The following is a 25,297-nucleotide window of genomic DNA, read 5'->3' on the forward strand; positions in this document are numbered from 1 at the left end:
TCGCTTCATCCGCAGCAGTGGGCCAATTAGAGTTGGATTTTGTCCACGCCGCCTAGCTCGTGGTACGAACGTCCGCTCTCTCTGTTTGGTCGCCAAAAGCTGCCCTTCTCAAACCGGCCAGCGATCGACGTTCCCCTGCGATCGCTGAAAAGTTCTTCCTAAAATCGTACGCTGGCCGACACCCCGTAAATGCGCGGCTCGTTTGCCATGATGCGGTTCGCGGTGCTGCCCGGAAAGGCGCCGTTGTTGAGCCCGAGTGCTGCACCGAGCGGCTGATAGACCGCTAGCGGGCGATAATGGGTGTTCGTGAGGTTGCTGCCGAAGATCGCAAGCGACCAACGATCGTCGGGACTGTTCAGCGCCAGTCGCGCCCCGAGCAGCGCATAGCCGTCGGCGATCGACTGCGGATTGGCATCGTTGACGGTGCCGACATATTGGTCGGAGACGAAGGAGACATTGGCGTTCGCCGCCCATGTCCATCCGCTCGACCCGACGTCGCCGTTCCAGTCGATCGCGATATTGCCCGACCAGTCGGGCGAGAAACTGTTCGGCTTGCCGGTAAGGTCCTGTGTTCCGCCGATGCCGGGAAGGCCGGAGGCAGTGGCGAAATCGATGAATTCGGAGTCGAGATAGGCGAGCGCGCCCGATAGCGAAAAACGGTCGCTGGGCGCGAGGCGAAGGTCGAGTTCAAAACCCTGCTGGCGGAGGTTGCCCGCATTGCGGACGACGAAGCTCACGCCGTCGAACGCGCGATCCTGAAAACCCGCGATGTCCATGCGAAAGAAGGTGATGTTTGCAGTCAGCGCGCGATCGAGCCAGCTCGTTTTGGCTCCGAACTCGTAATTCTTGACCGTTTCGCGATCGAACACGCGCCGGGTCGAGACCAGATTGCCTTGCGGGTCGAAAGTCGAGAGCGCCGGCACCCCGCCCCCCGAATTATAGCCGCCCGACTTGTAACCCGTCGAATGGGTGGCGAAGAGCATCACATCGTCGGCCGGCTTGTAGTTGAGGCTGATGCGATAGGTGAAGCGGCTTTCCGACAGGCCCGGATAGCGCAGCACCTCGGGCGCACGGATTGTTTGGGTGAAGGGGCTCGACACCTGCGAATAGCCGCCCCGCTTGCGGTCGTTGGTCCAGCGCCCGCCGAGCGTCAGCGTCAGCGCGTCGGCGAGGTAAATATTGCCCTGAGCATAAGCGGCGATGCTGCGGACCTTCTGGAACACGTCCTGATCGGTCGCAGCAATACCGCTGGTGCTCGCGTAATAGGCTGCGCAGGCGGTGCGGCCCGGCCCCGCGGGGACCAGGACGTTGCAGAACTGTGAGTTCATGTTGAGCTGCTCGCCGAGCGCGAACTTCTCCTCGAAATAATAGAGACCCGCAACCATGTCGAAATGGCCGCTCAGCCATTCGCGCTCGGGCGAGATGAACTGGACCTCGTGGTTCCAGCTTCCCGAATCGAAGAGGCTGCGCCGCGTCGCGAGCGGAACGGGGAGGAAGACGATGTCGCCATCAAGCTGGTCGTTCGTCCATTTGCGGTAGCTGTTGATCAGCCGCAGCGTCGATCCGCCGACGATATCGAGCGAGGCGGTGCTCGACACGCCCCAATTCTTGTCGAGCAGGCCCGATGCGACCGACTGGTTCATTACCCGATCACTCAAATTGGTGTCGGGGCCGCCGCTGAACGCCCCTTGCAGGAAGGCGAGCCGCGCGGGGGCAACCGAGGCGGGGTCGAAGTCGAAATTGACGACGCCGTCGCCGTCGAGTCGCGTGTAATCGCCGCGCACGATCCATTCGAGATCGCCGAATTCGGCCTTCACCGTGCCGCGCACCGCGACATCGTCCGACCCGCCATAGGTCTTGCCGTCGTAGCGGTTCTTCCACGGGCCGTGATACCATTGCCCCATGGCGGCGACGCGTGCCGAGACGTTCTCGCCGAGCGGGATATTGACGTGCCCTGACAGCTTGTAGCGGTCGAACGAGCCGGCTTCGGCCGAAACCTGACCCGAAAACTCGTTTTCAGGCAGCGCGCTTCGGATCGACAGGGCGCCGACGCTGGCGTTGCGCCCGAACAACGTGCCCTGCGGCCCGCGCAGCACCTCGACGCCGTCGATGTCGAGGAAGGCGCCGAGGATCGAGCCCGAGCGCGGAACATAGACGCCGTCGACGAACACCGCGACGCTCGGTTCGATCAGCGTGTTGGCGAGGCTGCCGACGCCGCGGATCCCGATGCGCGTCGAGCCGGTGTTCGATGAGCGCACCGTCTGGAAATTGGTCGCGACGCGGCCGAGGTCCATGACGGTCAACACGTTGGCGCTTTCCATCGTCTCGCCGCTGACCGCCGCAATCGAGATCGGGACGTCCTGGATATTTTCGGCGCGCTTCTGCGCGGTGACGACGATCGCGTCGCCCATGTCGGTCGCGCTGTCGGCGGATGTGTTGTCCTGCGCCGCGGCCGGTGTGGCTGCAAGCGCGGCGGCGAAGGCGGCAAGGCTGGTGTAGGCAATCGTCTTCATACGTCCCTCCCAAGATGATTCGTTGTTGTATTTGGCCGGAGGCTATCGAGGCGCCCGGGGCGGTATTTCACATTTCACGACAGGATTTTTGCAATGCGCGTCACAGCGGCGTGAGCGCGAGCCAGCCGAGCACCATCGCCGCGAGCAGCACCGTCTCGCCGACCATAAGCGCGACGGGCTGCCAGCCGACCTGCACAAGATCGCCGAGCCGGGTCTTCATACCGATCGCGGCGATTGCGGTGACGAGGAACCAACTCGACAGCAGCTTCCCCGCCTCGGTTACCGCTGCGGGCAGCGCAACGAAGCTGTTCAGCGCGACCAACGCCACAAACGCGACGACGAACCATGGCAGCAGCGACGGCCGCTCCGTCCCGGCTGCCCCGGCCTCGCGTCTGCTGATCTGCCCGGCGACGAGGATCACCGGCAGCAGCATCGCGACGCGTAGCAGCTTGACGATCGTCGCGGTGTCACCCGCATCGGGAGAAATCGCATAGCCCGCGCCGACGACCTGCGCGACGTCGTGGATCGTCGCGCCAATAAAGACGCCCGCGGTATGATCGCTGAGCCCCAGCGCGCGCGTGATGAGCGGATAGAGAACCATCGCCGTCGTCGACAGCGCCGACACACCGATCACGGTGAACAGCGTCGCCTGCTCCTTCCGGTCGTTCGGGGGCAAGGCTGCGGAGAGCGCCATCGCAGCCGAGGCGCCGCAGATCGCGGTCGCTCCGCCCGAGAGGAAGCCGAACAGCGGGTTGAAGCCCATCGCGCGCGCGGCGAAGGTCGAGATTAGGATCGTCGCGCCGACAAGCGTCCCGACCATGACCACCGGCCCCCAACCAAGCGCCGACACCTGATCCCAGCCGATACGGAAGCCGAGCAGGGCGACGCCGGCGCGCATCAGCCCCTTGGCGGCGAAATCGATCCCGGCCTGACCGCGCGGTGCTTCGGTCACGAAGTTGAGCGCCATACCGAGCAGCAGCGCATAGAGCATGACCGGCGCGTCATAATGTTCGGAGAGGAATGTGGCGGTCGCGGCGACGACGAGCGCGACGGCAAGGCCCGGCGCCGGGGCAGCGGCGCGCGCAGCGAGTGATGGCATGATGCTGATTCCTAAGCTGGGGGTACGACCGCTCTGAGGTCGGCGAGATAGGTCCGCCGCGCGGCGAGGAAGAGGAACGCGGCGATGACGGTGGCGACCGGCAGGAAACGCAGCGCGTCGAGCAACCCGATCGTGTCGGCGATGCGCCCGGTCAGAATCGGTCCCGGCGCGAGCCCGAGGAGGTTGTGCGCGAGCGTCAGCGTCGCGAAGGCCGATCCGTGGAGCGCAGCGGGGGTGAGGTTCGCGACCATCGCTCCCGCTGGCCCGGTGGTTCCGGCAACGAGAAACATTGCTATGCCGAGCAGCACGAGCTGCGGCAATCCGGGGGGAAGCATCAGCGCGAGGCACAGCATGATCGCGCTGCCGAGGCCATAGCCCGAGGCGAGCAAGATTTTGCGGTCGGGCCGGCCCTGCGCGGCGCGGTCGCTCGCGATGCCGCACAGCACCATGCCGCAGCCGCAGATCAACAGGAAAATCGCCGCCATCCGGCCCGCGGCATCGACCGGCATCGCATAATAGCGATTGAAATAGCTCGGTAGCCAAGCGGGAAGCGCGCCCGCGGCGAAGAGCTGGATGCCGCTCGCGCAATAGGCGAGGCGGACGCTGCGGTTCGCGAAGAGCGCGCGCAGCGAGGCGCGCGGTTCGGCGCCGGACGAATTGGCAACGCGCGCGGTCGATCCGGCGATCGCGGCGATCCGCTTCTCTCGAACCACAAGCGGATAGATGATCGCAAGCATGAGGCCGCCGATACCGATTGCAGCGAAGGCCGCGCGCCAGCCGTGACTCGCGGCGATCTCTCCGCCGATCGCAACGCCGAGCACTTGACCGAACAGCCCGCCCGCCATGAAGGCGGCCGACAGGGTCGCGCGCAGCCGCTGTGGAAAGACGCTAATCACGACAGCGATGCCGACGCTGCCATAGGCGGCTTCGCCGACGCCGACCATGATCCGTCCAGCCAGCATTTGCTGATAGCTCGCCGCAATCGCGCAAAAGAGCGTCGCGACGCTCCACAAGGCCGCCATGATTGCAAGGCTGCGTACACGGCCCCAACGGTCGGCGGCGAGCGACAGCGGGAAGGTGAGCAGACCGACCATCAGCGCGACGACCCCCGACAGAAGTCCGAGCTCGGTATCGGTCAGCGCCCATTCGGCCTTGAGCAGCGGGAAGACTGCGTTGAGCACCTGCCGCGCCATATAGTCGGAGATGAGAAGCCCGAAGCTCAACGCGAAGACGATCCAGCCATAGGGCGTCGTATCCCGTGGGCCGGCTGCTGCGATGTCGCCGCTCGCCGTGGGTGCCATTACCGCCACGACCACCTCCACCTGGATGTCGAGAAGCCGGCCGGCGCGTTCATGTCAATCCTGCGCCGTGCCGGGCATCGGAAGCCCGCGCGCCTTCATTTCTTCGACCAGCATCGGCGCGCCGAGCGCCACCGAATGGAGACCGAGCACCGCGACGGCTTCGAGCACCGCCATCACTTCCTCGGGCGTTGCGCCCTTGTCGAGCGCGGCGGCGATGTGACGGCGCGTACCCGGCACATACATGTGGGTGCACGAGGCATCGACCGCGATCGCCAGAAATTCGTAAATCTTGGGATCGAGCACCCCGCGCCGCAGCGGCAGCGTGCCCGCGGCGAGGAAGGTTTCGAGCCATTCGGGGTCGAGCGCCGCCATCTCGTCCCACGCGGCGTTCCACTGGCCGCCCGCGCGCATCGCGTCGCTGACCGGGGTCGCGCTCATCGCACGGTGCTCCGCGCATGATCGGCCAACTCACCCAGCAGGTCGGCAAGCTGGGGCCACGGACCATAGCCCGCCGCCGGGTTGAGGTGCCCGACCTCGCCGGCATCGTGCAGCGCCGCACCCCATGCGTCGGCAAAGCCCGCTACGCGATCGAAGGCGGCGAGCGGATCGTTGCGGCTCGCCACGACCATCGCCGGGAAGGGCACGGGCTTCTTCGGGATCGGAAACCAGCCGCCCGCCTTGAGTACTTCCGGTTCGGGATAACCCCCAGGCAGCGGGTTTTCGATGTCGGCGGGGGTGACGAGCAGTGCCGCGCGGATCGGCCTCGTCGGCGCGAGCGCCCAATGCATGGTTGTCAGGCATCCGGCGCTATGCGCGACGATTACCACCGCGTCGGGGATCGCGCGGAGCGCGGCGTCGAGCGCCGCCACTTGCCCCGCGCGGCTGAGCCGGTCGGCGGCGAGCGGCGCGACCGTCACGGCGCCGGGGATCGCCCGCGCGGCATGGGCCTGCCAATGATCCTCGACATGGTCCCTGAGGCCGGGAACGAAGAGGATCGTTGTCTCGCCTCCGAAAGCCATCATCCCGCTCCCGCCTCACGCCGCGTAGCGCAGCGGCAGCGCGCGCTGGCCGGGCTTGCGGTTCGGCGCCATGCCAAGCTTGGCGAGCGTCTCTTCGGTCGAATTATACTGCACGCCAATGCGGTAGATCTGGCGAGCTTCCTCCCCATTTGCAATCTCGCGTCCCAGCTCGCGTGAGATGCGCACCAGTTGGTCGATCTGTGCAACCGAACCCATCTTGTCGCCCTTGGTATTGTAAATATTGTCCTCGATCCCGCAGCGCACATGCATTCCCATCGCGATCGCAATGGTATTGATCGGCAGGCAATGGCCCATCAGTGATTCAAGCGTAACTGTCGATCCGTCGGGGGCGCGACGGATGAACTCTATGAAATTGTTGGGGTTCGGCCCGTCGAAGCCGCCGCCAATGCCGACCCAGGTCAGGTTGAGCGGCCCCTTGTAGAGCCCGCGCCGCACCAGTCGCTCGACCGTTTCCATGTCGGGCATGCAGGTCAGCTGGAAATGCGGCTGGATACCCGCCCCGGTGAGCCGGCGGATATGCTCCTCCACCCACTGCGGACCTGCCGGGACAACCATCTCGCGGTATGCCTGATACATGGCAGGATGGAAAAGAGTCGTGTCGCCGAGTTCTTTCGGATCCATCAGGTCCATGATGTTCATCTGCGTGGTGTTGACCGCGATCGTCACCTGCTCGGGCGAGGGGTTCAGGTCGGCGAGCATGTGACGGGCTTCGTCGGACAGCCATTTGGCTTCAGCACCCTCTTCGTCATTCTCCGGCGCGAACGAGATCGAGCCGCCGACCTGGATGATCATGTCGGGCACTCGGGTGCGTATTTCCGCGATCAGTTCATTGAAGAAGCTCATTCGCTTAGACCCGTGACCGTCCATCTCCCGGGCGTGAAAATGCAGCACGGTCGCGCCGGCATTATAGCAATCGACGGCCTTTTGAACCTGGTCCTCGAACGTCAGAGGTATGTCCTCGGCGAAATCCTCGGGCATCCATTGCGGTCCATAGGGCGCGGCGGTGATGACCAGCTTGTGCTGATTTTGCGGCAAGAGCGAATCGTCGAGAAATTGCATCATGGTTCTCCAGGTAGGGCTGACTTCAGAAGGGGCGATCGCCGACGATCCCCGCGCGCTCCATGCGGCGGATCGTGGGCGGGTAATCCATGACGGCGTAATGCTGGGTCGACCGGTTATCCCAGATCGCGACGCTGTTCGGCTGCCAGCGCCAGCGCACCTGATATTCGGGGATCTCGGCGCGGCCGATGAGGAAGGCGAGAAGCTGGCTCGCCCCGGGCGCATAATCCTGGCCGTAGCGAACATTGTCGGCTGTATGGAAATTGGTGAAATGGGTCGTGAAGCCGTTGACGAACAGGATCTTCTCGCCCGTTTCGGGATGAGTGCGGACGACCGGATGCTCGGCGTCGGGAAAGCGCGCCTTCAGCGCGTGGCGCTGCTCCTCGCTCATCCGCGCGCCGAAACTCGCCTCGATCGAGTGGCGTGCTTTCAGCGGCGCGATCACTTCTTTCACATGCTCGGGCAGGTCGGCATGGGCCTTCGCCATATTCGCCCACATCGTGTCGCCGCCGACCGTCGGGCAGGCGATGCAGCGCAGCACCGCGCCGAGCGGCGGCGCGTCGCGCCAGGTCGCGTCGCAATGCCAGCTATTCTCATAATGGTCGGGGGGCGACGTCTCATCCTTGTAGATCCGGACGAGCCCCGGATGATCGGGATCACTGCCGACCACCGGATGATCTTCGAGCGCGCCGAAGCGGCTCGCGAAGGCGACATGGTCGGTGCGCGTGATGTCCTGATCGCGGAGGAACAACACCTTATGCTCGATCAGCGCGGCGCGGATTTCGCCGAACAGATCGTCGCTACGCGCCGCTTCGGCGAGATCAACGCCGCTGATCTCGGCGCCGATATGACAGGTGAGCTTCTCGATCTTCATCGCCTCTCTCCCTCAGAGCACAAAGATGGATGATCCGATCGTTTGGCCGGCTTCGAGTTCGCGATGTGCAGCGACACAGTCATCGAGCGCGTAGCGCTGGCCGATCTCGACCTTGACGCGGCCCGCAGCGAGATGACCGAACCACAGGTCCGACAGTTCGGCGCGTTCGGCCGGATCGGCATAATAATCCGCGAAGCCGGGGCGGGTGACATAAACCGACCCCTGCATCAGCAGTTGGAAGGCATCGACGGGCGGGAAGGGCCCCGACGCGGTGCCGCAGGCGGCGAGGACGCCGCGGCGCTTCAGCGATTTGAGCGAGCTCTCGAACGTATCCTTGCCGACGCTGTCGAACACCGTCGTCACGCCTTCGCCGTCGGTCAATTCCTTGACCCGCGCCGCGACATCCTCGCGGCGGTAGAAGATAATCTCGTCGCAGCCGAGCGAAAGCGCCTTTTCGGCCTTCGCTTCGCTCGACACGGTGCCGATGACGCGCAGCCCCATCAGCTTGGCGAGCTGTACCGCCAGCAGGCCGACGCCGCCGGCGGCGGCATGGAGCAGGATCGTGTCGCCCGCCTTCATCGCCGGATTGGTCTTGGCGAGCCAATAGGTCGCCGACAGGCCGCGCATGGTGGATGCGGCGGCATCCTCGATCGCGATGCCGTCGGGAAGCTTGAACAGCGGTGCGGCGGGCATGACGCGCGCTTCGCTATAGGCGCCGAGCGGGCTACCATTATAGGCGACGCGGTCGCCGGACGCGAAGCCGGTCACGCCTTCGCCGACCGCTTCGATGACCCCGGCGCCCTCGACGCCGATCCCGGCGGGAAGCGGGGCGGGGTAATAGCCCGAACGGAAATAGGTGTCGGCGAAGTTGCAGCCGACGGCGGCATGGCGGACACGGACCTCGCCCGGACCGGGCTCGCCTATCGCGACATCCTCGATCCGGAGCACTTCGGGTCCACCAACCTCATAAAAGCGAACGGCTTTGGCCATCTCACACTCTCCCGTTTCGATGGGTCTAGGGCAAAGTGTGGTTGCGCTTTTCACATTTCGTGACATACTTTTGGCATTGTACGCCAATGGGCGCGATCAGGGGAGAAGAGCGTGGCCGAACTCGTCCGCGTTGCGGCGCTGACCGGCTATTTCCCAACGATGCAGGGACTGGGCGCTGACCCGCGGCCTCTGTTGCGCGAATGCGGCCTGTCGCCCGAACTGCTCGCGAACCCCGAACAATTGATCTCGGCGCGCGCGACGATGCGCCTTCTCGAACGCAGCGCCGAGGCGACCGGCTGCGCGACGCTCGGGCTGCGTATGGCCGAGGAGCGCGCACTCGCCAATCTCGGCGTCGCCAGCCTGCTTATCGCGCACCAGCCGACGCTCCGCCTCGCGCTCCAGGCGCTCACCGAGTTTCGCAACCGGATCAATTCGACCCTCGCTCTGCAGATCGAGACATTCGGCGAGGAAATCATACTGCGCGAGCATTTCGCGCTGAGCAGCCCTGAACCGCACTGCCAGTCGTCGGACCTCGCGCTCGGCGTTCTTGCGCGCGTCTGCGCGACCGTTCTCGGCGATACGTGGGCGCCGCTGTCGGTCTGCTTTGCGCATGAAAAGCCGCCCGCCGCCGACATGGCGGTCTATCGGCGCCTGTTCCGCTGTACGATCGAGTTCGATTGCGAGTTCAACGGGCTTGTCATCGCCGGGGCCGATCTTGACCGGCCGGCAGCGCGCGCCGATTCGGCACTGGCGAGCCACGCGCGCGAGCTGATCTCGTCGGTCATGAGCCCGGCGATGCGGACCGCTTCGCAGGAGGTCGAGCAGATGATCATGCTTCTGCTGCCTTCGGGCCGGGCGACGATCCAATATTGCGCGGAATCAATGGGAACCACGGTCCGCACGCTGCAGCGGATGCTCGACGCCGACGGAACCAGCTTCAGCGAACTGCTCAATCGCGCGCGCATGCAACTTTCCACCCAATATCTCGCCAACCCGCGCACCCGGATCACCGACGTCGCCGAAATGCTCGGCTATGGGTCGATCGGGGCCTATACGCGCTGGCACAGCCAGATGTTTGGACTTTCGCCGCGCCAATGGCGGGCTTCGACGGGACGGCGGCCGCAGTGATAGCGGACTTGTTCCGTTTGGGTCCTCGACCGGATTGTCTGCTTTCTTGGATCGACGGTCGAAAGCTGCCCAACCGGAATCGGCCAGAACCGCCAACAAAGGTGTCCCCGGGTTCGCGGGCGCACCTATATTATAACTCGCTGGAAACGGTCATTTGATTCCTTCTTGCGAGAGGAAAGTTGAGCGTTTGCAGCGGATTCAAGGCGGAGGGCCTGATCGGCATTTCACGGGATCGCGCCTTCCTTCGCTGCAACTCCACCGGTATCTACGTGGCCGACCCTTCTGCAATCCGGTAGATTTTTTCGGGAGACAAAATAGTCAGCCGTTGATGCCTGCTGATCAACATGCCCCGGCGCTCCCAGTCCGCGACGAAGCGACTGACGGTGTGTAGCGTCGTACCAGCGATATCCGCGATATCCTTGCGCCGCAGCGGAAATCCGATTCGCATGCCCTCCCCGGTGTGGACCCCGGTTTGGTCGAGCAGCCGCAGGAGCACGTGCGCGACGCGGCGCTCGGCGCTTTGCGTCGCCAGTTCGCGCAGCCGCTCCTGCGCTTCGCCTAGCCGCTTGCCGACGATCGCGACCATGTTGATCGCGACCTGCGAATGACGCTTCATCAGCGCGAGCAGATCGGCGGGGTCCCAGCTCAGTTCGAGGGAAGCGACCATCGAGGTCGCGTCAGCGGGATAGAGACCGTCGGTTAGAACGGGGACGCAGCCGAAGATCTCGCCGGGACCGATGAGGCGGACGAGAATCTCCTCGCCGTCGCTGCCCGATTGCGTGATGCGCACGCAGCCCGACAGCAGGGCATGGGCGCGTCCGGCGCGCTCACCCTGATCGAAAATCCGCACGGCGCGCTCAAGCGGCCGCGCTCGCGCCAGTCCGGCAGCTTCTTCAAGCACGGCGGGCGGCAGCGCGGCCAGCAGCGCGACGTCGGCGAGCATTTTCGCATCGATGGGAATCGGGGCAGCCATATGACTTTCTAGGCTCGCTGCGGCGCGAAGGGGAGAAGTTTGATCCAGCGCAAATTCGTCGCCGTCGATTCTGCTATCCTCCGGACACGGCGAGGGGCCGACCCATGGAGGATAGACGATGTTCTGCCCGGAATGCGGCGAAGTGATCGGATCGGGGCCGCTCGATACGCGCCGCGTGCGCCATGTCGGCGGTGATGGCCTTGCGAAAGCTGTCGGCCGATGGCTGCGCACCCTCGTCCGCCGCGCCCGGCCCCGGGAGCATTGAGCATGGCACTGCATCATTGCGGCCCCGGTGAAGTGGCGCGCCTTGGCGCGCTCGACCTTCGCGCAATTACGACGGCGGCGCTGGCCCGCACTCCGTCCTTCGAGGCGATCCATCTGGTGGTGCGCACCGGTCAGTCGATCGCGCCGCACAGCGTTGCGGGGTCGCTGACGCTCTATTGCGTCGCGGGACACGTACGTATCGAAAGCGAAGTTTCGGCAGAGTTGCAGACCGGCGACTGGCTGTTCCTCGATCTGGGGGCACGGCACGCGATCAAGGCGATCGCGGACACGTCGCTGTTGCTGACGATCCTGTTCGACGAACGCGCGGCAGACTGACACGAATTCCTGAAACGACGGGGAGGCAATGGGCGAATATCGCAAGCTCTGGTGGACGTTGATCGCGGTCCTGACTGTGACCTTCGCCATCCTCGGCATTTCGGGAGTCGAGGTCTATCGCAAGGCGCCGCCCATCCCGGAACAGGTCGTCACCGCCTCGGGCGAGGTGCTGATGATGCGCGAAGACATCATGGCGGGGCAGGCGGCGTGGCAGAGCACCGGCGGAATGGAGCTCGGCTCGATCTGGGGGCACGGCGCCTATCAGGCGCCCGACTGGTCGGCCGACTGGCTGCACCGCGAACTGACCGCCTGGCTGAGCCTCGCGGCGGAAGAAAGCTATGGCAAGCCGTTCGACACTCTCGACATTGAGCAGAAGGCGGCGCTGACCCATCGGCTCAAGCATGAATATCGGCATAACGCCCTCGATCCGGCGACGGGTGTCGTCACCGTGTCGGACCACCGCGCCCGCGCGGCCGCGCTGACCGCCGCCCATTATGGCAAGCTCTATGGCAGCGACCCCGCGCTGCGCGCGATGCGCGACAATTATGCGATGAAGGAGGGGACGCTGCCCGACGCCGCGAAGCGCGCGGCGCTGGCCGACTTCTTCTTCTGGACCGCGTGGGCGGCGTCGACCGAGCGGCCGGGAACGGTCGCCACCTATACCAACAACTGGCCGCCCGAACCGCTGATCGGCAACCAGCCGACGCCCGAGAATATCCTCTGGTCGCTCGCCTGCGTCGTTATCCTGATCGCGGGTGTCGGGGCGCTGATCTGGGGCTGGGCCTTCCTGCGCCGCCACGACGACACGCCGCTCGTCGCCGCGGACAAGGATCCGCTGACGCTTGCGGCACTCACCCCGTCGCAGCGCGCGCTCGGCAAATATCTGTTCGTGGTGCTGGCGCTGTTCGTCTTTCAGGTGTTCATCGGCGGCTTCACCGCGCATTACACGATAGAGGGGCAGAGCTTCTACGGCATCGACGTGTCGCAGTGGTTCCCTTATGTGCTGACCCGCACCTGGCATGTGCAGAGCGCGGTGCTGTGGATCGCGACGGCGTTTCTCGCGGCTGGGCTGTTCCTTGGACCAGTCATCCACGGCGACGATCCGAAGCATCAGAAGCTGGGGGTCGACCTGCTCTTCTGGGCGCTGATCCTGGTCGTCGTCGGATCGTTCGCGGGCCATTACCTCTCGATCGCGCAGGCGATGCCCGACGGGCTCGGCTTCTGGCTCGGGCATCAGGGCTATGAGTTCATCGACCTCGGGCGCGTCTGGCAGATCGCATTGTTCGCGGGACTGCTCTTCTGGCTGGTGCTTATGCTGCGCTGCATGCTGCCCGCGCTGCGCCGCAAGGAAGGTGGCGACAAGAATCTGCTCGCGCTGCTCACCGTCTCGACGGTCGCGATCGGGCTTTTCTACGGCTCGGGCCTCTTCTATGGCGAGCGCACCCACATCACGATCATGGAATATTGGCGTTGGTGGGTCGTCCACCTGTGGGTCGAGGGCATTTTCGAGGTGTTTGCGACCGCCGCCATCGCCTTCATCTTTGTGTCGATGGGGCTGGTGTCGAAGCGGATCGCGACCGCGGCCAGCCTCGCCTCGGCCTCGCTGTTCATGGTCGGCGGGGTGCCGGGCACCTTTCACCATCTCTATTTCTCGGGAACCACGACCCCGGTGATGGCGGTCGGCGCGGCGTTCAGCGCGCTAGAGGTCGTGCCGCTGATCGTGCTCGGATACGAGGCGTGGGAGCATTGGAGCCTGCGCGACCGCGCGCCGTGGATGCGCGCGCTGCGCTGGCCCTTAATATGCTTCGTCGCGGTCGCCTTCTGGAACATGCTCGGCGCCGGGGTCTTCGGCTTCATGATCAACACCCCCGTCGCGCTCTTCTACCTCCAGGGACTCAACACCACCGCGGTCCATGCCCATGCGGCGCTGTTCGGAGTCTATGGCTTTCTTGCTCTCGGCTTCACGCTGCTGGTGCTGCGCTATATCCGGCCGGAGATCGCGTTCAGCGAGGGGCTGATGCGTCTCGGCTTCTGGGGGCTCAACGCGGGGCTGGTGCTGATGATCTTCACCAGCCTGCTGCCGGTCGGCCTGTTCCAGTTCGAGGCGAGCGTGACCACCGGCATGTGGTATGCGCGCAGCGATGCGTTCCTCCAGCAGGACTTCCTCGAAACGCTGCGCTGGGTCCGCACCTTCGGCGACGTCGTGTTCATCGTCGGCGCGATCGCGGTCGCGTGGCAGGTCGTGATCCTCGGCCTGTGGCGGCAGGGCACGCGGGCATGAGCACGGCGGCGGCCGCAAGAGGCGCGGGCGCGGGATCGCCGCTGTGGCTGCGCGGCGGCTATCGCCTGCTGTTCGGATGTGGCGCGGCCTGGGCGGTGATCGTCGTGACCCTGTGGGTCGGCGCGCTCGGTGGGCGCTGGACGCTGCCGATCGCGATGGACCCGCTCGCCTGGCACCAGCACGAGATGCTGTTCGGCTATCTCGGCGCGGTGATCGGGGGCTTCGTCAGCGCCGCCATGCCCAACTGGACCGGGCGGCCGACGGTGACGGGCTGGCGGGTCGCGGCGGTCGGTGGGCTGTGGTTGGCGGCGCGGCTGGCGATCCTCTTTTCGGTGACGGTGCCGCCGCTCGTCGGCGCGGCGCTCGACACACTCTATCTGCTGGTCCTGCTCGCCTATGCGGCGCGTGAGGTTTTCGTCTCGGGCAACCGGAACAAGCCGATCCTGATAATCCTCTTCCTGTTCGCGGTCGCCTGCGTGCTCGATCATGCCGCGATGCTGGGCGCGCTCGCCGACCCCGCGCTCGGCGTGCATATGGGCTTTGCGTTGGTCCTGCTGCTGATCTCCTTGATCGGCGGCCGCATTACCCCAGCCTTTACGCGCAACTGGCTGATGCGGCAGCGGAAGGGCGAGGGGCTGCCGACCTTGCCGAACCGCTTCGACATGGTCGTGATCGGGATGACGGCGCTGGCGCTCGCGGCATGGGTTGCCGGCCCTGCAAACCACGTCGCAGCCGGGTTGCTGATCGCGGCGGGCGCGCTTCAGTTCGTTCGCCTCGCGCGCTGGGCGGGGCTGAAGGCGCTCAGCGATCCGCTCGTCTTTGTCCTCCACCTCTCCTACGCTTGGCTCCCGGCCGGGCTGATCCTGCTCGGCAGCGCGATGCTGTATCCGCTCCTGCCGGTGTCGAGCGCGGTGCATGCGCTCGGCGCCGGGGCGATGGGCGCGATGACGCTGGCGGTGATGACGCGCGCGACGCGCGGCCACACCGGCCGCCCGATCGAGGCCGACCGCGCGACCGTGCTCATCTATATCCTCGTCCACGCGGGCGCGCTGCTGCGCGTGATCGCGCCGCTCCTGCCGTTCGACTATATGCGAGTCATCGCGGCCGCGGGCGGGCTGTGGGCGGCGGCGTTCCTGCTGTTCCTGCTCGTCTATGTCCCGATGGCGGTGCGGCCCGCGCCCGGTGCTGGCGCGGCATGACCGGCGCGCTCTTCGCTCCATCGTCCCTTCCCACGGGGACCGCAGTCGATTATGGCGGGAAGGTGACCGACTGTGCCTCCTGCGTCGTCCGTAACCGGGCGATCTGCGCAAGCCTCGATGCCGAAGAACTCGCGCTGCTCGGCAAACTCGGCCGGAATCATCGCGTCAATGCGGGGCAGACCCTGATGTGGGAAGGCGACGACGCGCCGGTCGTCGCCAATGTCCTCGACGGCGTACTGAAGCTGGTCCTCGCGGCCGCCGAAGGGCGCGAGCAGATCGTCGGCATCGTCTTTCCGTCCGATTTCATCGGCCGCCCGTTCGGCAAGGAAAGCCCCTACAGCGTCACCGCGATGACCGATGCCGAGATCTGCATCTTCAATCGCAAGAGCTTCGACGATTTCGCGAACGCGCACCCCGATTTGCAGCACAAGCTGCTGCGCCGCACGCTCGACGAGCTCGACCGGGCGCGGCACTGGATGATGCTACTCGGCCGCAAGTCGGCGGAAGAGAAGGTCGCCTCCTTCCTGCTCGAAATGTCCGAGCGATTGTCGGGTCAGGGGTGCGGCGGCGGGCCGCAGAGCGGATTCGAGCTGCCCTTCGGCCGCCAGCAGATCGCCGACATATTGGGGCTGACGATCGAGACGACCAGCCGCCAGCTCACCCGGATGCGCGCCGAAGGCCTGCTCGACCTGCCGTCGCGCCGCGAGATCGTGATCAACGACCGCGCGGCGATGGAGGCCATCGCGGGCTGACCTGCTTCTCGGTCAGATAAATCGCACCCCTCCAAGTCGCGCTTTCCCGCCGCGGCCTGGGACAAATCGTCCCATTGATGCGTCGCAGCATTTTTCGTTGATCCAGGTCAATGTTCCGGGCCGCGCTCGCGGTCATGGGGCTGGATGAGCGCGGCCGATGGAGCCGCGCCGAATGGGGATTCGCGATGATGGACGATCTGGTTTTCGAAGCAGGCGGCTGGTTCGGGCTCGCCTTGCTGGCGCTGGTCTTTGCGGCGCTGGCCGTCGACACGCCCTTTGCGGTGCATATGGTCATCGTCGCGGTCACCTGCCTGATCATATTGTGGACCCGCATGTCGCGCGCCGACTATGCTAGGATGGCGCGCGGCCTCCTCAAGATGCCGCCCGATCAGGGCGTATATGACGACGATCCGGTGCGCTGGGGCGTCATCGCCACCATCTTCTGGGGCGTCGCGGGTCTCGCGGTCGGCCTCTATATCGCGCTGCAGCTCGCCTTTCCGGCGCTTAACTTGGGGCTTGAATATACCAGTTTCGGGCGGCTGCGCCCGCTGCACACGTCCGCGGTCGTCTTCGCCTTCGGCGGTAATGCGCTGATCGCGACGAGCTTCTATGTCGTCCAGCGCACCTGCCGCGCGCGACTCGCCCTCCCCGGCGCCGCCCGCTTCGTCTTCTGGGGCTATCAACTCTTCCTCGTGCTCGCGGCCACCGGATATCTGATGGGCGTCACGGCAGCGCGCGAATATGCCGAGCCCGAATGGTATGTCGACCTGTGGCTAACGATCGTCTGGGTCGTCTATTTCGTCGTCTTCGTCGGCACGATCGTCAAACGCCGCGAGCCGCATATCTACGTCGCCAACTGGTTCTACCTCAGCTTCATCGTCACCATCGCGATGCTCCACATCGTCAACAATCTGGCGGTGCCGGCGACGATCTTCGGGTCGAAGAGCTATTCGGCCTTCGCGGGGGTGCAGGATGCGCTGACGCAATGGTGGTACGGGCATAATGCGGTCGCATTCTTCCTGACCGTGCCCTTCCTCGCGATGATGTATTATTTCGTGCCCAAGCAGGCGGAACGGCCGATCTACAGCTATCGCCTGTCGATCCTCCACTTCTGGTCGCTGATCTTCCTCTATATCTGGGCGGGGCCGCACCACCTTCACTACACCGCGCTGCCCGACTGGGCGCAGACGCTGGGCATGGTGTTCTCGGTCGTGCTGTGGATGCCGAGCTGGGGCGGCATGATCAACGGGCTGATGACGCTGAACGGCGCGTGGGACAAGATCCGCACCGACCCGATCATCCGCATGATGGTCGTCGCGCTCGCCTTCTATGGCATGGCGACCTTCGAGGGGCCGATGCTGTCGGTGAAGGCGTTCAACAGCCTCAGCCACTATACCGAATGGACGATCGCGCACGTCCACGCCGGGGCGCTCGGCTGGAACGGCATGATTACCTTCGCCGCGGTCTATTATCTGGTGCCGCGCCTGTGGGGGCGGCCGCGCCTCTATTCGCTGCGCATGGTCAACTGGCACTTCTGGCTCGCGACGCTGGGGATCGTCTTCTACGCCGCCTCGATGTGGGTCGCGGGCATCATGCAGGGGCTGATGTGGCGCGAATATGGCGCCGACGGCTACCTCGTCTACAGCTTTGCCGAGACCGTCGCGGCGATGCACCCGATGTATCTGATCCGCGCCGCGGGCGGGGCGATGTATCTCGCCGGCTTCCTGCTGCTCGTCTTCAACGTCTGGGCGACGCTCGCGGGCGCGGTCCGCGCGGAAAAGCCGATGACGGAGACCCCCTATAACGCCGCCGCGGATCGTCCGCTCGCGCCCGTTCCCGCCGAATAAGGAGCCAGAGGCCATGGCGACCCAACCCGCCGAAAAGCGTTTCAGCCACAAGAAGCTGGAACGCAACGTCAGCCTGCTCGGCTTTTTCTCGCTGATCGCCGTCGCGATCGGCGGCATCGTCGAGATCGCGCCCTTGTTCTGGATCGACAACACGATCGAGAAGGTCGACGGGATGCGGCCCTATACGCCGCTCGAACTCGCGGGGCGCAACATCTATATCCGCGAGGGCTGCTATACCTGCCACAGCCAGATGATCCGCCCGTTCCGCGACGAGGTCGAACGCTATGGTCACTACAGCCTGGCGGCGGAGAGCATGTACGACCACCCCTTCCAATGGGGGTCGAAGCGCACCGGACCCGACCTTGCGCGCGTCGGCGGCCGCTATTCGGACGAATGGCACAAGGAGCATCTGATCGACCCGCGCAGCGTCGTGCCCGAATCGATCATGCCCGGCTACGCCTTCCTCGCCGATCGCGACCTCGAGGCGAGCGACATGGCGCGCGACCTGACCGCGCTCTACCGCGTCGGCGTTCCCTATACGAAGGCCGACATTGCCAAGGCGAACGACGACATCCGCGCGCAGGCCGATCCCGATGCGGGCGCCGGCGACCTCGTCAAGCGTTACCCCAAGGCGCAGGTGCGCGATTTCGACGGCGATCCCGGCCGCGTGACCGAAATGGACGCGCTGATCGCCTATCTCCAGATGCTCGGCACGCTTGTCGATGTCGAGAAGGCGGCGCCGCAGGAGCAGGCGCATGTGCCCGCCGCAGCATCGGGGGCGTCGCGATGAACTATGACGAAGTGCGGCATTTCGCCGACAGCTGGGGGCTGATCGTCATGGTGGCGATGTTCCTCCTCTTCATCGCCTGGCCCTTTCGCAAGGGCGCGCGCCGTCATCACGACGAAGCGGCGAACATGATCTTCAAGGACGACGACAATGGCCGATCATAAGCGCATCGACGAAGTGACCGGCACGAGCACGTCCGGCCACGAATGGGATGGCATCGAGGAGCTCGACACGCCGATGCCGCGCTGGTGGCTGTGGTCGCTCTATGCGACGATCATCTGGGGCATCATCTATGTCATCCTCTACCCCGCCTGGCCGATGGTCCATGGCGCGACCGAGGGGGTGCTCGGCTGGACCAGCCGCGGCCAGCTCGAAGTAGAGATGCAGGCCGACGCGGCGCGCCGCGCACCGGTGATGAATGCGATCGCCGCAACACCTATTGCCGGCCTGCCCGCGAAGCCCGTACTGATGCAGGCGGCGGTGCAGGGCGGCGCGGCGGCCTTTCGCGTCCATTGCATCCAGTGTCACGGCGCGGGCGGCGCGGGGGTGAAGAAGCTCTATCCCAGCCTGACCGACGACGACTGGCTGTGGGGCGGCGACCTCTCCACGATCGAATATACGATCACCCACGGCATCCGGAACCCCGACCATGATGCGACGCGCACCAGCCTGATGCCCGCCTTCGGGCGCGACGGCATCCTCGACGCGGGGCAGATCGCCGACGTCGTCAGCCATGTCCGCGTCATCAGCCGCCAGGAAAAGCCGAGCGCGTCGTCGGCGCGCGGAGCTACGCTGTTCGAGGCGAACTGCGCCGTCTGCCACGGCGAGAACGGCGAGGGCGGGCGCACGGTCGGCGCTCCGAAGCTGACCGATGCCATCTGGCTATATGGCGGCGACCGCGCGAGTATCGCGGCGACGGTGACCCAGCCGCGCAATGGCGTGATGCCGCGCTGGAACGGCCGGCTCGATCCCGCGACGATCAAGATGCTCGCCGCCTATGTCTATTCGCTCGGCGGCGGCGAGAAGGCGCCGGCGCCGGCCGCGGAAGGGCAGGGAGCCGATGGTCAGCCCTGACGACCTGACCGGCGAGCATGGGTCGCTCTATGCGGCGCGAAAGGGCGTTTACCCCAAGAAGGTGGACGGCCCGTTCCGCCGCTTCAAATGGGCGATCATGGCGGTCACGCTGGCGATCTATTACGCTACGCCCTGGATCCGCTGGGATCGCGGGCCGCACGCGCCCGATCAGGCGGTGCTCGTCGACCTTGCGAACCGGCGCTTCTACATGTTCCAGATCGAAATCTGGCCGCACGAATTCTATTATGTCGCGGGCCTGCTCATCATGGCGGGGATTGGGCTGTTCCTCGTCACCAGCGCGGTCGGGCGCGCCTGGTGCGGCTATGCCTGCCCGCAGACGGTGTGGACCGACCTGTTTCAGCATGTCGACCGGCTGATCGACGGCGACCGCAACGCGCAGATCCGTCTCGCGAACGGGCCGTGGACGGCCGAGAAAATCGCCAAGCGAACGCTGAAATATGCGATCTATCTGACCGTCGCCTTCTGGACCGGCGGCGCGTGGATCATGTATTTCGCCGACGCGCCGACGCTGACGCACGATTTCTGGACCGGACAGGCGGCCCCGGTCGCCTATGTCACCGTCGCGGTGCTGACCGCGGCGACCTTCCTCCTCGGCGGCTTCCTGCGCGAGCAGGTGTGCATCTATATGTGCCCCTGGCCGCGCATCCAGACCGCGATGATGGACGAGAAATCGCTGCTCGTGACCTACAAGGACTGGCGCGGCGAACCGCGCGGCAGCGTCAAGAAGGCCGAGAAGAATCCCGGCGCCTTCGGCGACTGCGTCGACTGCAACCAGTGCGTCGCGGTCTGCCCGACCGGCATCGACATCCGCGAAGGGCCGCAGATCGGCTGCATCACCTGCGCGCTGTGCATCGACGCCTGCGACAGCGTGATGGCGCAGGTCGGCCGCCCGCGCGGGCTGATCGACTATTGCACCCTCGACGACGCCGCCACCGAAAAGGCGGGCGGGGTCGCGCCGCCGATCCGCAAGACGCTGTTCCGCCCGCGCACCCTGATCTATTTCGGCCTGTGGGGCGCGATCGGGCTGGCGATGCTCTTCACCCTCGGCCAGCGCACCCGGCTCGACCTTGCCGTCCAGCACGAGCGCAGCCCGCTCTACGTCCAGCTGTCCGACGGCGCGATCCGCAACAATTACACGCTGAAGCTGCGCAACATGGAGCTGAGGCCGCGCCGGGTCGAAATCAGCGTCAGCGGCCTGCCCGAGGCGCGATTGTGGATCGACGGCGGGTCGCGCGAAACGGCGCGGCAGAGCCTGCACATGCCGCTGGCGCCCGACAGCGTGACGAGCGCGCGGCTGTTCGTCGTCGCGCCCGGCGCGGGACCGGCGCGGCAGGATTTCACCATCGCGGTGCGCGCGCTCGACGACGATCCGCGCGGCGACCGCGAGACCATCCAGTTCGACCGTCCGGGGACCGAGCCATGACCGACAAGCGCGAGCAGGGGCCCTTCACCGGGCGCCATGCGGCGATAATCCTGATCGCCTTCTTCGGCACCGTCATCGGCGTCAATATGGTGATGGCGAGCTTCGCGCTGTCGACCTTCGGCGGCACCGTCGTCGACAACAGCTATGTCGCGAGCCAGCATTATAATGAATGGCTCGCGCGCGCCGATGCGCAGGATCGGCTCGGCTGGGACAAGAGCGTCGCGGTCGACGAAAGCCGCCACGTCCGGCTGATCGTCCGCAAGGACGGCGCGTCGGTGGACGGACTGCGCGTCGTCGCGACGCTTCGCCACCCGCTCGGCCGCACGCCCGCGCGCGCGATTCGCTTCTTCGCCGCGGCGGACGGCGCGTTGCGCTCGCTCGATGCGCTGCCCGCCGGGCGCTGGCAACTCGACCTGTCGGTGCATCGCGGCGCCGACGAGGCCCGCTACCGGATCGACCTCAAATGACCGAAGCCGCCGCCCTGCTCGTCGAGCGCAATTTCGCGGTGCCCGACATCCGCTGTGCGGGCTGCATCGCCAAGCTCGAACAGGGGCTGGTGCGCGACCGGCGGATCGCGGCGGCGCGGGTCAATTTCACCGAAAAGCGCGTGCATATCTCCTGCACCCCCGACGCCGAAACGCCCGAACTGATCAGCGCCTTCTCGCTGCTCGGCTTCGAGGCGCATCCGATCGGCGACGGCCCCGCCGAGGTCGATGGCGGCGCGTCCGATAGCCGGGCGCTGCTGCGCGCGGTCGCGGTCGCGGGCTTCGCGATGATGAACATCATGCTGCTGTCGGTGTCGGTGTGGTCGGGCGCGAGCGGCGCGACGCGCGACCTGTTCCACTGGCTGTCGGCGGCGATCGCGCTGCCTACGGTGGCTTATGCCGGGCGCAGCTTCTTTCGCTCCGCGTGGCGCGCGGTGCGCCACGGCCGCACCAATATGGACGTGCCGATCAGTATTGGCGTGCTGATCGCGACCGCGCTCAGCCTCTATGAAACCGCGACGCACGGCCCCCACGCCTATTTCGACGGCGTAGTGATGCTGCTCTTCTTCCTGCTCTGCGGCCGCTGGCTCGACAGCGTGATGCGCGACCGCGCGCGCGGCGGGGTGACCGCGCTGCTCCGCAACATGGGGACCGGCGCGATGGTCGTCGGCGCCGACGAGACGAGCCGCTGGGTTGACGCCACTGCACTCCAGCCCGGCATGGTGATGCTGGTCGCCGCGGGCGAGCGCCTGTCGGCGGACGGCGTCATCGCTGGCGGCGCCAGCCGGATCGACCTGTCGCTGCTGACCGGCGAGAGCGCGCCGCAGGCCGTAGGGCTCGGCGATCCGGTCCACGCCGGGACGCTGAATATCGAGGCGCCGATCCGCGTCCGGGTGATCGCGGCGGGCGCCGACACCGCGATCGCCGACATCGCGCGGCTGATGGGCGAGGCGGCGCAGGGCAAGTCGCGCTACGTCCGCATTGCCGACCGCGCGGCGCGCTATTATGCGCCCGCGGTCCACACGCTGGCGCTGCTCGCCTTCGCCGGGTGGATGATCGCAGGGGCGGGCTGGCATCACAGCCTGCTGATCGCGGTCGCGGTGCTGATCATCACCTGTCCCTGCGCGCTCGGCCTTGCGGTGCCGGCGGCGCAGATCGTCGCGGCGGGCACGCTGATGCGCGTCGGGGTGCTGGTGAAGGACGGGTCCGCGCTCGAACGGCTGGCCGAGGCCGACCGCGCGATGATCGACAAGACGGGGACGCTGACGCTCGGCCGCCCGGTCGCGACCAATCTGGACGAGGCGGACGCGACCGTACGCGCGCTGCTGCTCGCGCTCGCGCGCGCCAGTCGCCATCCGCTCAGCGAGGCACTGACCCGCGACCTGCCCGCGGCGGGGGTGACGCCGCTCCCGGTGGAAGCGATCCGCGAAACCCCCGGCTTCGGCGTCGAGGCCGAATGGGAAGGCCGCCGGGTGACGCTGGGCCGCCCAGCCCAGCCCACAGCCGACAGTGCGCTCGCCACCCAGCTCGCGATCGATGGCGCGCCGGCGATGACCGTCCGCTTCGCCGATGCGCTGCGCCCCGATGCCGCCGACACGATTGCCGCGCTGCGCCAGGCGGACGTCGTGCCGAGCATCCTGTCGGGCGACCGCGCCGCGGCCGTCGCGCCGGTGGCGCGCGCGCTCGGCCTGACCGCCCAGACCGGCATGAGCCCGCAGGACAAGCTCGCCGCCATCGCGCGGCAGGCGGCAGCGGGGCACAAGGTGCTGATGATCGGCGACGGGCTCAACGACGGTCCCGCGCTCGCCGCGGGTCATGCCTCGATCGCGCCGGGCTCGGCGAGCGACGCGGGCAAGAATGCCGCCGACTGCATCTTCCTCGGCGACCGGCTGATGCCGGTGGTGCAGGCGATCCGCGTCGCGCGGCGGACGCAGGCGATCGTGCGGCAGAATTTCGCGCTCGCCATCGGCTATAATGTCATCGCGGTGCCGCTCGCCTTCATGGGATATGTGACGCCGCTGGTCGCCGCCATCGCCATGTCGGGATCGTCGCTGATCGTCGTCGGCAACGCGCTGCGGCTGAAGGGCGCGGCGCGATGAACGGCCTGCTCGTCCTGATCCCGGTCGCTCTCGGGCTCGGCCTCATCGGGCTCGCCGCCTTCCTCTGGTCGCTGCGGGGCGGGCAGTTCGACGATCTCGACGGTGCGGCGCTGCGCATCTTCGTCGGGGATGAGGAAGAGGACGCGCGATGACCGCGCGCCATGTTGTCCTGATGCTGGGCGCGGCAGCGCTGATGCAGCCGCCCGTCGCGGTCGAGTCGCGCGTGCTGACGCTCCGGGCATGCGGCGGCGCGGCGCATCGGATGCTGCTGCCGGGCGACCCTGCCGACCCCGCGGAGCGGCGCGACTGCGCCAAGGCGTGTCACGCGGTCACTGAGCGTCGCGGCAAATCGGTAGGGTCGAAGCGTTGTTGCTGAAAATCCGCCGCCATTGATCCCGGTCAATGTCGCAGCGCCCGATCGGGCATAGAGTGCGGGCATGTGGTCCTATCACCCCGATCTGCTCGCAAAGCCAGTGCCGCGCTACACCAGCTATCCGACGGCGATGGAATTCGCCGAAGATGTCGGTGCCGACGATTATGCGCAGGCGCTCGACGCGGTCGAGCCCGCGACGCCCATCTCGCTCTACGTCCACATCCCCTTTTGCGAAAACATCTGCTGGTATTGCGGCTGCAACACCGGCGCGGCAGGGCGCAAACAGCGGCTCGACGATTATCTGACCGCGCTCAGGGCGGAGGTCGCGCTCGTTGCGAAGCGGCTGGGCGGACGCGGGCGCATTCGCCGCATCGCGTTCGGCGGCGGTAGCCCGAATGCGATCGCGCCAGTCGAACTGGTGCGCCTGCTCGACCTGCTGCTCATTGTCTTCGACGCGCAGCGGCCCGACGTCTCGATCGAGCTCGACCCGCGCGGCTTCTCGTCCGAATGGGCGCTGGTGCTCGCGGCGGCGCATGTCACGCGCGTCAGCCTAGGTGTCCAGACCTTCGCGCCGCACGTCCAGCAGGCGATCGGGCGCATCCAGCCGCTCTCGCACATCGAGCGCGTCGTCGCCGCGCTGCGTCTGCGCGGCATCGATGCGATCAACTTCGACCTGATGTTCGGGCTACCGGGGCAAGAACTCGCGGATCTCGACGCGACGCTCGACGAGACCATCCGCCTCATGCCGAGCCGGATCGCGCTGTTCGGCTATGCCCATCTTCCCGACATGATCCCGCGTCAGCGGAGGATCGACGCCGCGAACCTGCCCGACGCGCGGCTGCGCTTCGATCAAGCCCGGCTCGGCTATCGGCGCCTGACAGCGGCCGGCTATATTCCCGTCGGCTTCGATCATTTCGCGCACGCCGATGATCCACTTGCGGTTGCGGCGCGCGAAGGCCGGGTGAACCGCAATTTCCAAGGTTTTACCGAAGATGACGCTCCCATCCTCATCGGCTTCGGCGCCAGCGCGATCAGCAAATTCCCCAACCTGATCGTCCAGAACGAGAAAAAATCGGGCCCGTATCGCGACCTCGTCGGCGAAGGGTGGCTTGCGGCGGTGCGAGGCGTCCACGTCGATGCGCGGGAACAGCGTCGCGCCGTGCATATCCGCGACCTGCTATGCAACGGACGGGCGCATCTGGACGCCGCCGAAATCCCTTCGGCTAAAGATGCTTTGTCGGATTTCGAGCAGAAGGGCGTGATCGAGTGGGACGGGGAGGCGCTGGTGATACGCGATTGTGGTCTGCTCTATGCTCGCCACGTCGCCGCCTGCTTCGACGGGATCCGAGGAAATATCGCCGCGGTTTGAGTTGCCGTCT

At 66.3% G+C, this 25,297-nt stretch carries 25 protein-coding genes; 16 read left to right on the forward strand and 9 right to left on the reverse strand.

Annotation, left to right across the window (positions count from 1 at the left end; all coding sequences use genetic code 11):
* Positions 1-158: 158 nt before the first annotated feature.
* From RIA72_RS06305 to RIA72_RS06340, 8 genes are all read right to left on the reverse strand, one after another.
* Positions 159-2,513: a TonB-dependent receptor gene (locus RIA72_RS06305; protein WP_350031464.1), complete on the reverse strand. Its 2,355-nt coding sequence runs from the start codon at positions 2,511-2,513 to the stop codon at positions 159-161.
* Positions 2,514-2,613: 100 nt separating this feature from the next.
* Positions 2,614-3,612, reverse strand: coding sequence for a YeiH family protein (locus RIA72_RS06310; RefSeq protein WP_350031465.1), 999 nt, complete (start codon positions 3,610-3,612; stop codon positions 2,614-2,616).
* 11 nt (positions 3,613-3,623) lie between these two features.
* Positions 3,624-4,913, reverse strand: a complete 1,290-nt coding sequence (locus tag RIA72_RS06315) for an MFS transporter (RefSeq protein ID WP_350031690.1) — start codon at positions 4,911-4,913, stop codon at positions 3,624-3,626.
* Between the two features lie 54 nt (positions 4,914-4,967).
* A complete protein-coding gene (locus RIA72_RS06320) occupies positions 4,968-5,351 on the reverse strand; it encodes a carboxymuconolactone decarboxylase family protein (protein ID WP_350031466.1) in 384 nt (127 codons plus the stop codon).
* Positions 5,348-5,932: an RBBP9/YdeN family alpha/beta hydrolase gene (locus tag RIA72_RS06325; protein ID WP_350031467.1), complete on the reverse strand. Its 585-nt coding sequence runs from the start codon at positions 5,930-5,932 to the stop codon at positions 5,348-5,350. Before RIA72_RS06325 ends, RIA72_RS06320 begins: the two co-directional genes overlap by 4 nt.
* A 15-nt stretch (positions 5,933-5,947) precedes the next feature.
* Entirely contained in the window at positions 5,948-7,015 is a 1,068-nt protein-coding gene (locus tag RIA72_RS06330; protein WP_350031468.1) for a beta-keto acid cleavage family enzyme, read from the reverse strand.
* Between the two features lie 22 nt (positions 7,016-7,037).
* Positions 7,038-7,886 carry a TauD/TfdA dioxygenase family protein gene (locus RIA72_RS06335; protein WP_350031469.1) on the reverse strand — a complete coding sequence of 283 codons (849 nt, stop codon included), beginning with the start codon at positions 7,884-7,886 and terminating at the stop codon, positions 7,038-7,040.
* A 12-nt stretch (positions 7,887-7,898) separates the two neighbouring features.
* The gene (locus tag RIA72_RS06340) at positions 7,899-8,876 is read right to left on the reverse strand and encodes a quinone oxidoreductase family protein (RefSeq protein WP_350031470.1); all 978 of its coding nucleotides are present in this window, start codon (positions 8,874-8,876) and stop codon (positions 7,899-7,901) included.
* Positions 8,877-8,987: 111 nt separating this feature from the next.
* On the opposite strand from RIA72_RS06340, the gene RIA72_RS06345 reads away from it, so the two are divergent.
* Positions 8,988-10,004 (forward strand): AraC family transcriptional regulator, encoded by a 1,017-nt coding sequence (locus RIA72_RS06345; protein WP_350031471.1) that lies wholly within the window; start codon positions 8,988-8,990, stop codon positions 10,002-10,004.
* A gap of 265 nt (positions 10,005-10,269) precedes the next feature.
* Here RIA72_RS06345 and RIA72_RS06350 read toward each other — a convergent pair whose 3' ends face one another.
* On the reverse strand, positions 10,270-10,977 hold the full coding sequence (locus RIA72_RS06350; protein ID WP_350031472.1) for a Crp/Fnr family transcriptional regulator: 708 nt from the start codon (positions 10,975-10,977) through the stop codon (positions 10,270-10,272).
* Between the two features lie 118 nt (positions 10,978-11,095).
* On the opposite strand from RIA72_RS06350, the gene RIA72_RS06355 reads away from it, so the two are divergent.
* The 15 genes from RIA72_RS06355 to hemN all read left to right on the forward strand — a co-directional run bounded on the left by RIA72_RS06355 (position 11,096) and on the right by hemN (position 25,287).
* Complete coding sequence (locus RIA72_RS06355) at positions 11,096-11,242, forward strand: hypothetical protein (protein ID WP_350031473.1); 147 nt, start codon at positions 11,096-11,098, stop codon at positions 11,240-11,242.
* A gap of 2 nt (positions 11,243-11,244) precedes the next feature.
* Positions 11,245-11,577 carry a cupin domain-containing protein gene (locus RIA72_RS06360; protein WP_350031474.1) on the forward strand — a complete coding sequence of 111 codons (333 nt, stop codon included), beginning with the start codon at positions 11,245-11,247 and terminating at the stop codon, positions 11,575-11,577.
* 28 nt (positions 11,578-11,605) lie between these two features.
* Positions 11,606-13,858, forward strand: coding sequence for a nitric-oxide reductase large subunit (locus RIA72_RS06365; RefSeq protein ID WP_350031475.1), 2,253 nt, complete (start codon positions 11,606-11,608; stop codon positions 13,856-13,858).
* Positions 13,855-15,057 (forward strand): NnrS family protein, encoded by a 1,203-nt coding sequence (locus RIA72_RS06370; protein WP_350031476.1) that lies wholly within the window; start codon positions 13,855-13,857, stop codon positions 15,055-15,057. Before RIA72_RS06365 ends, RIA72_RS06370 begins: the two co-directional genes overlap by 4 nt.
* Positions 15,058-15,119: 62 nt before the next feature.
* Entirely contained in the window at positions 15,120-15,809 is a 690-nt protein-coding gene (locus RIA72_RS06375; RefSeq protein WP_350031691.1) for a Crp/Fnr family transcriptional regulator, read from the forward strand.
* Positions 15,810-15,997: 188 nt separating this feature from the next.
* Entirely contained in the window at positions 15,998-17,656 is a 1,659-nt protein-coding gene (gene ccoN / locus RIA72_RS06380) for a cytochrome-c oxidase, cbb3-type subunit I (protein WP_350031692.1), read from the forward strand.
* A gap of 13 nt (positions 17,657-17,669) precedes the next feature.
* Positions 17,670-18,446, forward strand: coding sequence for a cytochrome-c oxidase, cbb3-type subunit II (gene ccoO, locus RIA72_RS06385; protein ID WP_350031477.1), 777 nt, complete (start codon positions 17,670-17,672; stop codon positions 18,444-18,446).
* A complete protein-coding gene (locus RIA72_RS06390; protein ID WP_350031478.1) occupies positions 18,443-18,607 on the forward strand; it encodes a cbb3-type cytochrome c oxidase subunit 3 in 165 nt (54 codons plus the stop codon). The genes ccoO and RIA72_RS06390 overlap by 4 nt, the downstream gene beginning before the upstream one ends.
* Positions 18,594-19,517, forward strand: a complete 924-nt coding sequence (gene ccoP / locus RIA72_RS06395; protein ID WP_350031479.1) for a cytochrome-c oxidase, cbb3-type subunit III — start codon at positions 18,594-18,596, stop codon at positions 19,515-19,517. The genes RIA72_RS06390 and ccoP overlap by 14 nt, the downstream gene beginning before the upstream one ends.
* A complete protein-coding gene (gene ccoG, locus RIA72_RS06400) occupies positions 19,504-20,961 on the forward strand; it encodes a cytochrome c oxidase accessory protein CcoG (protein ID WP_350031480.1) in 1,458 nt (485 codons plus the stop codon). The genes ccoP and ccoG overlap by 14 nt, the downstream gene beginning before the upstream one ends.
* A complete protein-coding gene (locus tag RIA72_RS06405) occupies positions 20,958-21,428 on the forward strand; it encodes a FixH family protein (protein WP_350031481.1) in 471 nt (156 codons plus the stop codon). Before ccoG ends, RIA72_RS06405 begins: the two co-directional genes overlap by 4 nt.
* Positions 21,425-23,545 (forward strand): heavy metal translocating P-type ATPase, encoded by a 2,121-nt coding sequence (locus tag RIA72_RS06410; RefSeq protein ID WP_350031482.1) that lies wholly within the window; start codon positions 21,425-21,427, stop codon positions 23,543-23,545. Before RIA72_RS06405 ends, RIA72_RS06410 begins: the two co-directional genes overlap by 4 nt.
* Positions 23,542-23,697 carry a cbb3-type cytochrome oxidase assembly protein CcoS gene (gene ccoS / locus RIA72_RS06415; protein ID WP_350031483.1) on the forward strand — a complete coding sequence of 52 codons (156 nt, stop codon included), beginning with the start codon at positions 23,542-23,544 and terminating at the stop codon, positions 23,695-23,697. Before RIA72_RS06410 ends, ccoS begins: the two co-directional genes overlap by 4 nt.
* The gene (locus tag RIA72_RS06420; RefSeq protein WP_350031484.1) at positions 23,694-23,921 is read left to right on the forward strand and encodes a hypothetical protein; all 228 of its coding nucleotides are present in this window, start codon (positions 23,694-23,696) and stop codon (positions 23,919-23,921) included. The genes ccoS and RIA72_RS06420 overlap by 4 nt, the downstream gene beginning before the upstream one ends.
* Before the next feature lie 61 nt (positions 23,922-23,982).
* On the forward strand, positions 23,983-25,287 hold the full coding sequence (gene hemN / locus RIA72_RS06425) for an oxygen-independent coproporphyrinogen III oxidase (protein ID WP_350031485.1): 1,305 nt from the start codon (positions 23,983-23,985) through the stop codon (positions 25,285-25,287).
* Positions 25,288-25,297 lie beyond the last annotated feature (10 nt).

This window comes from Sphingopyxis sp., assembly GCF_040216815.1.
In the GTDB taxonomy this organism is placed as follows: Bacteria; Pseudomonadota; Alphaproteobacteria; order Sphingomonadales; family Sphingomonadaceae; genus Sphingopyxis.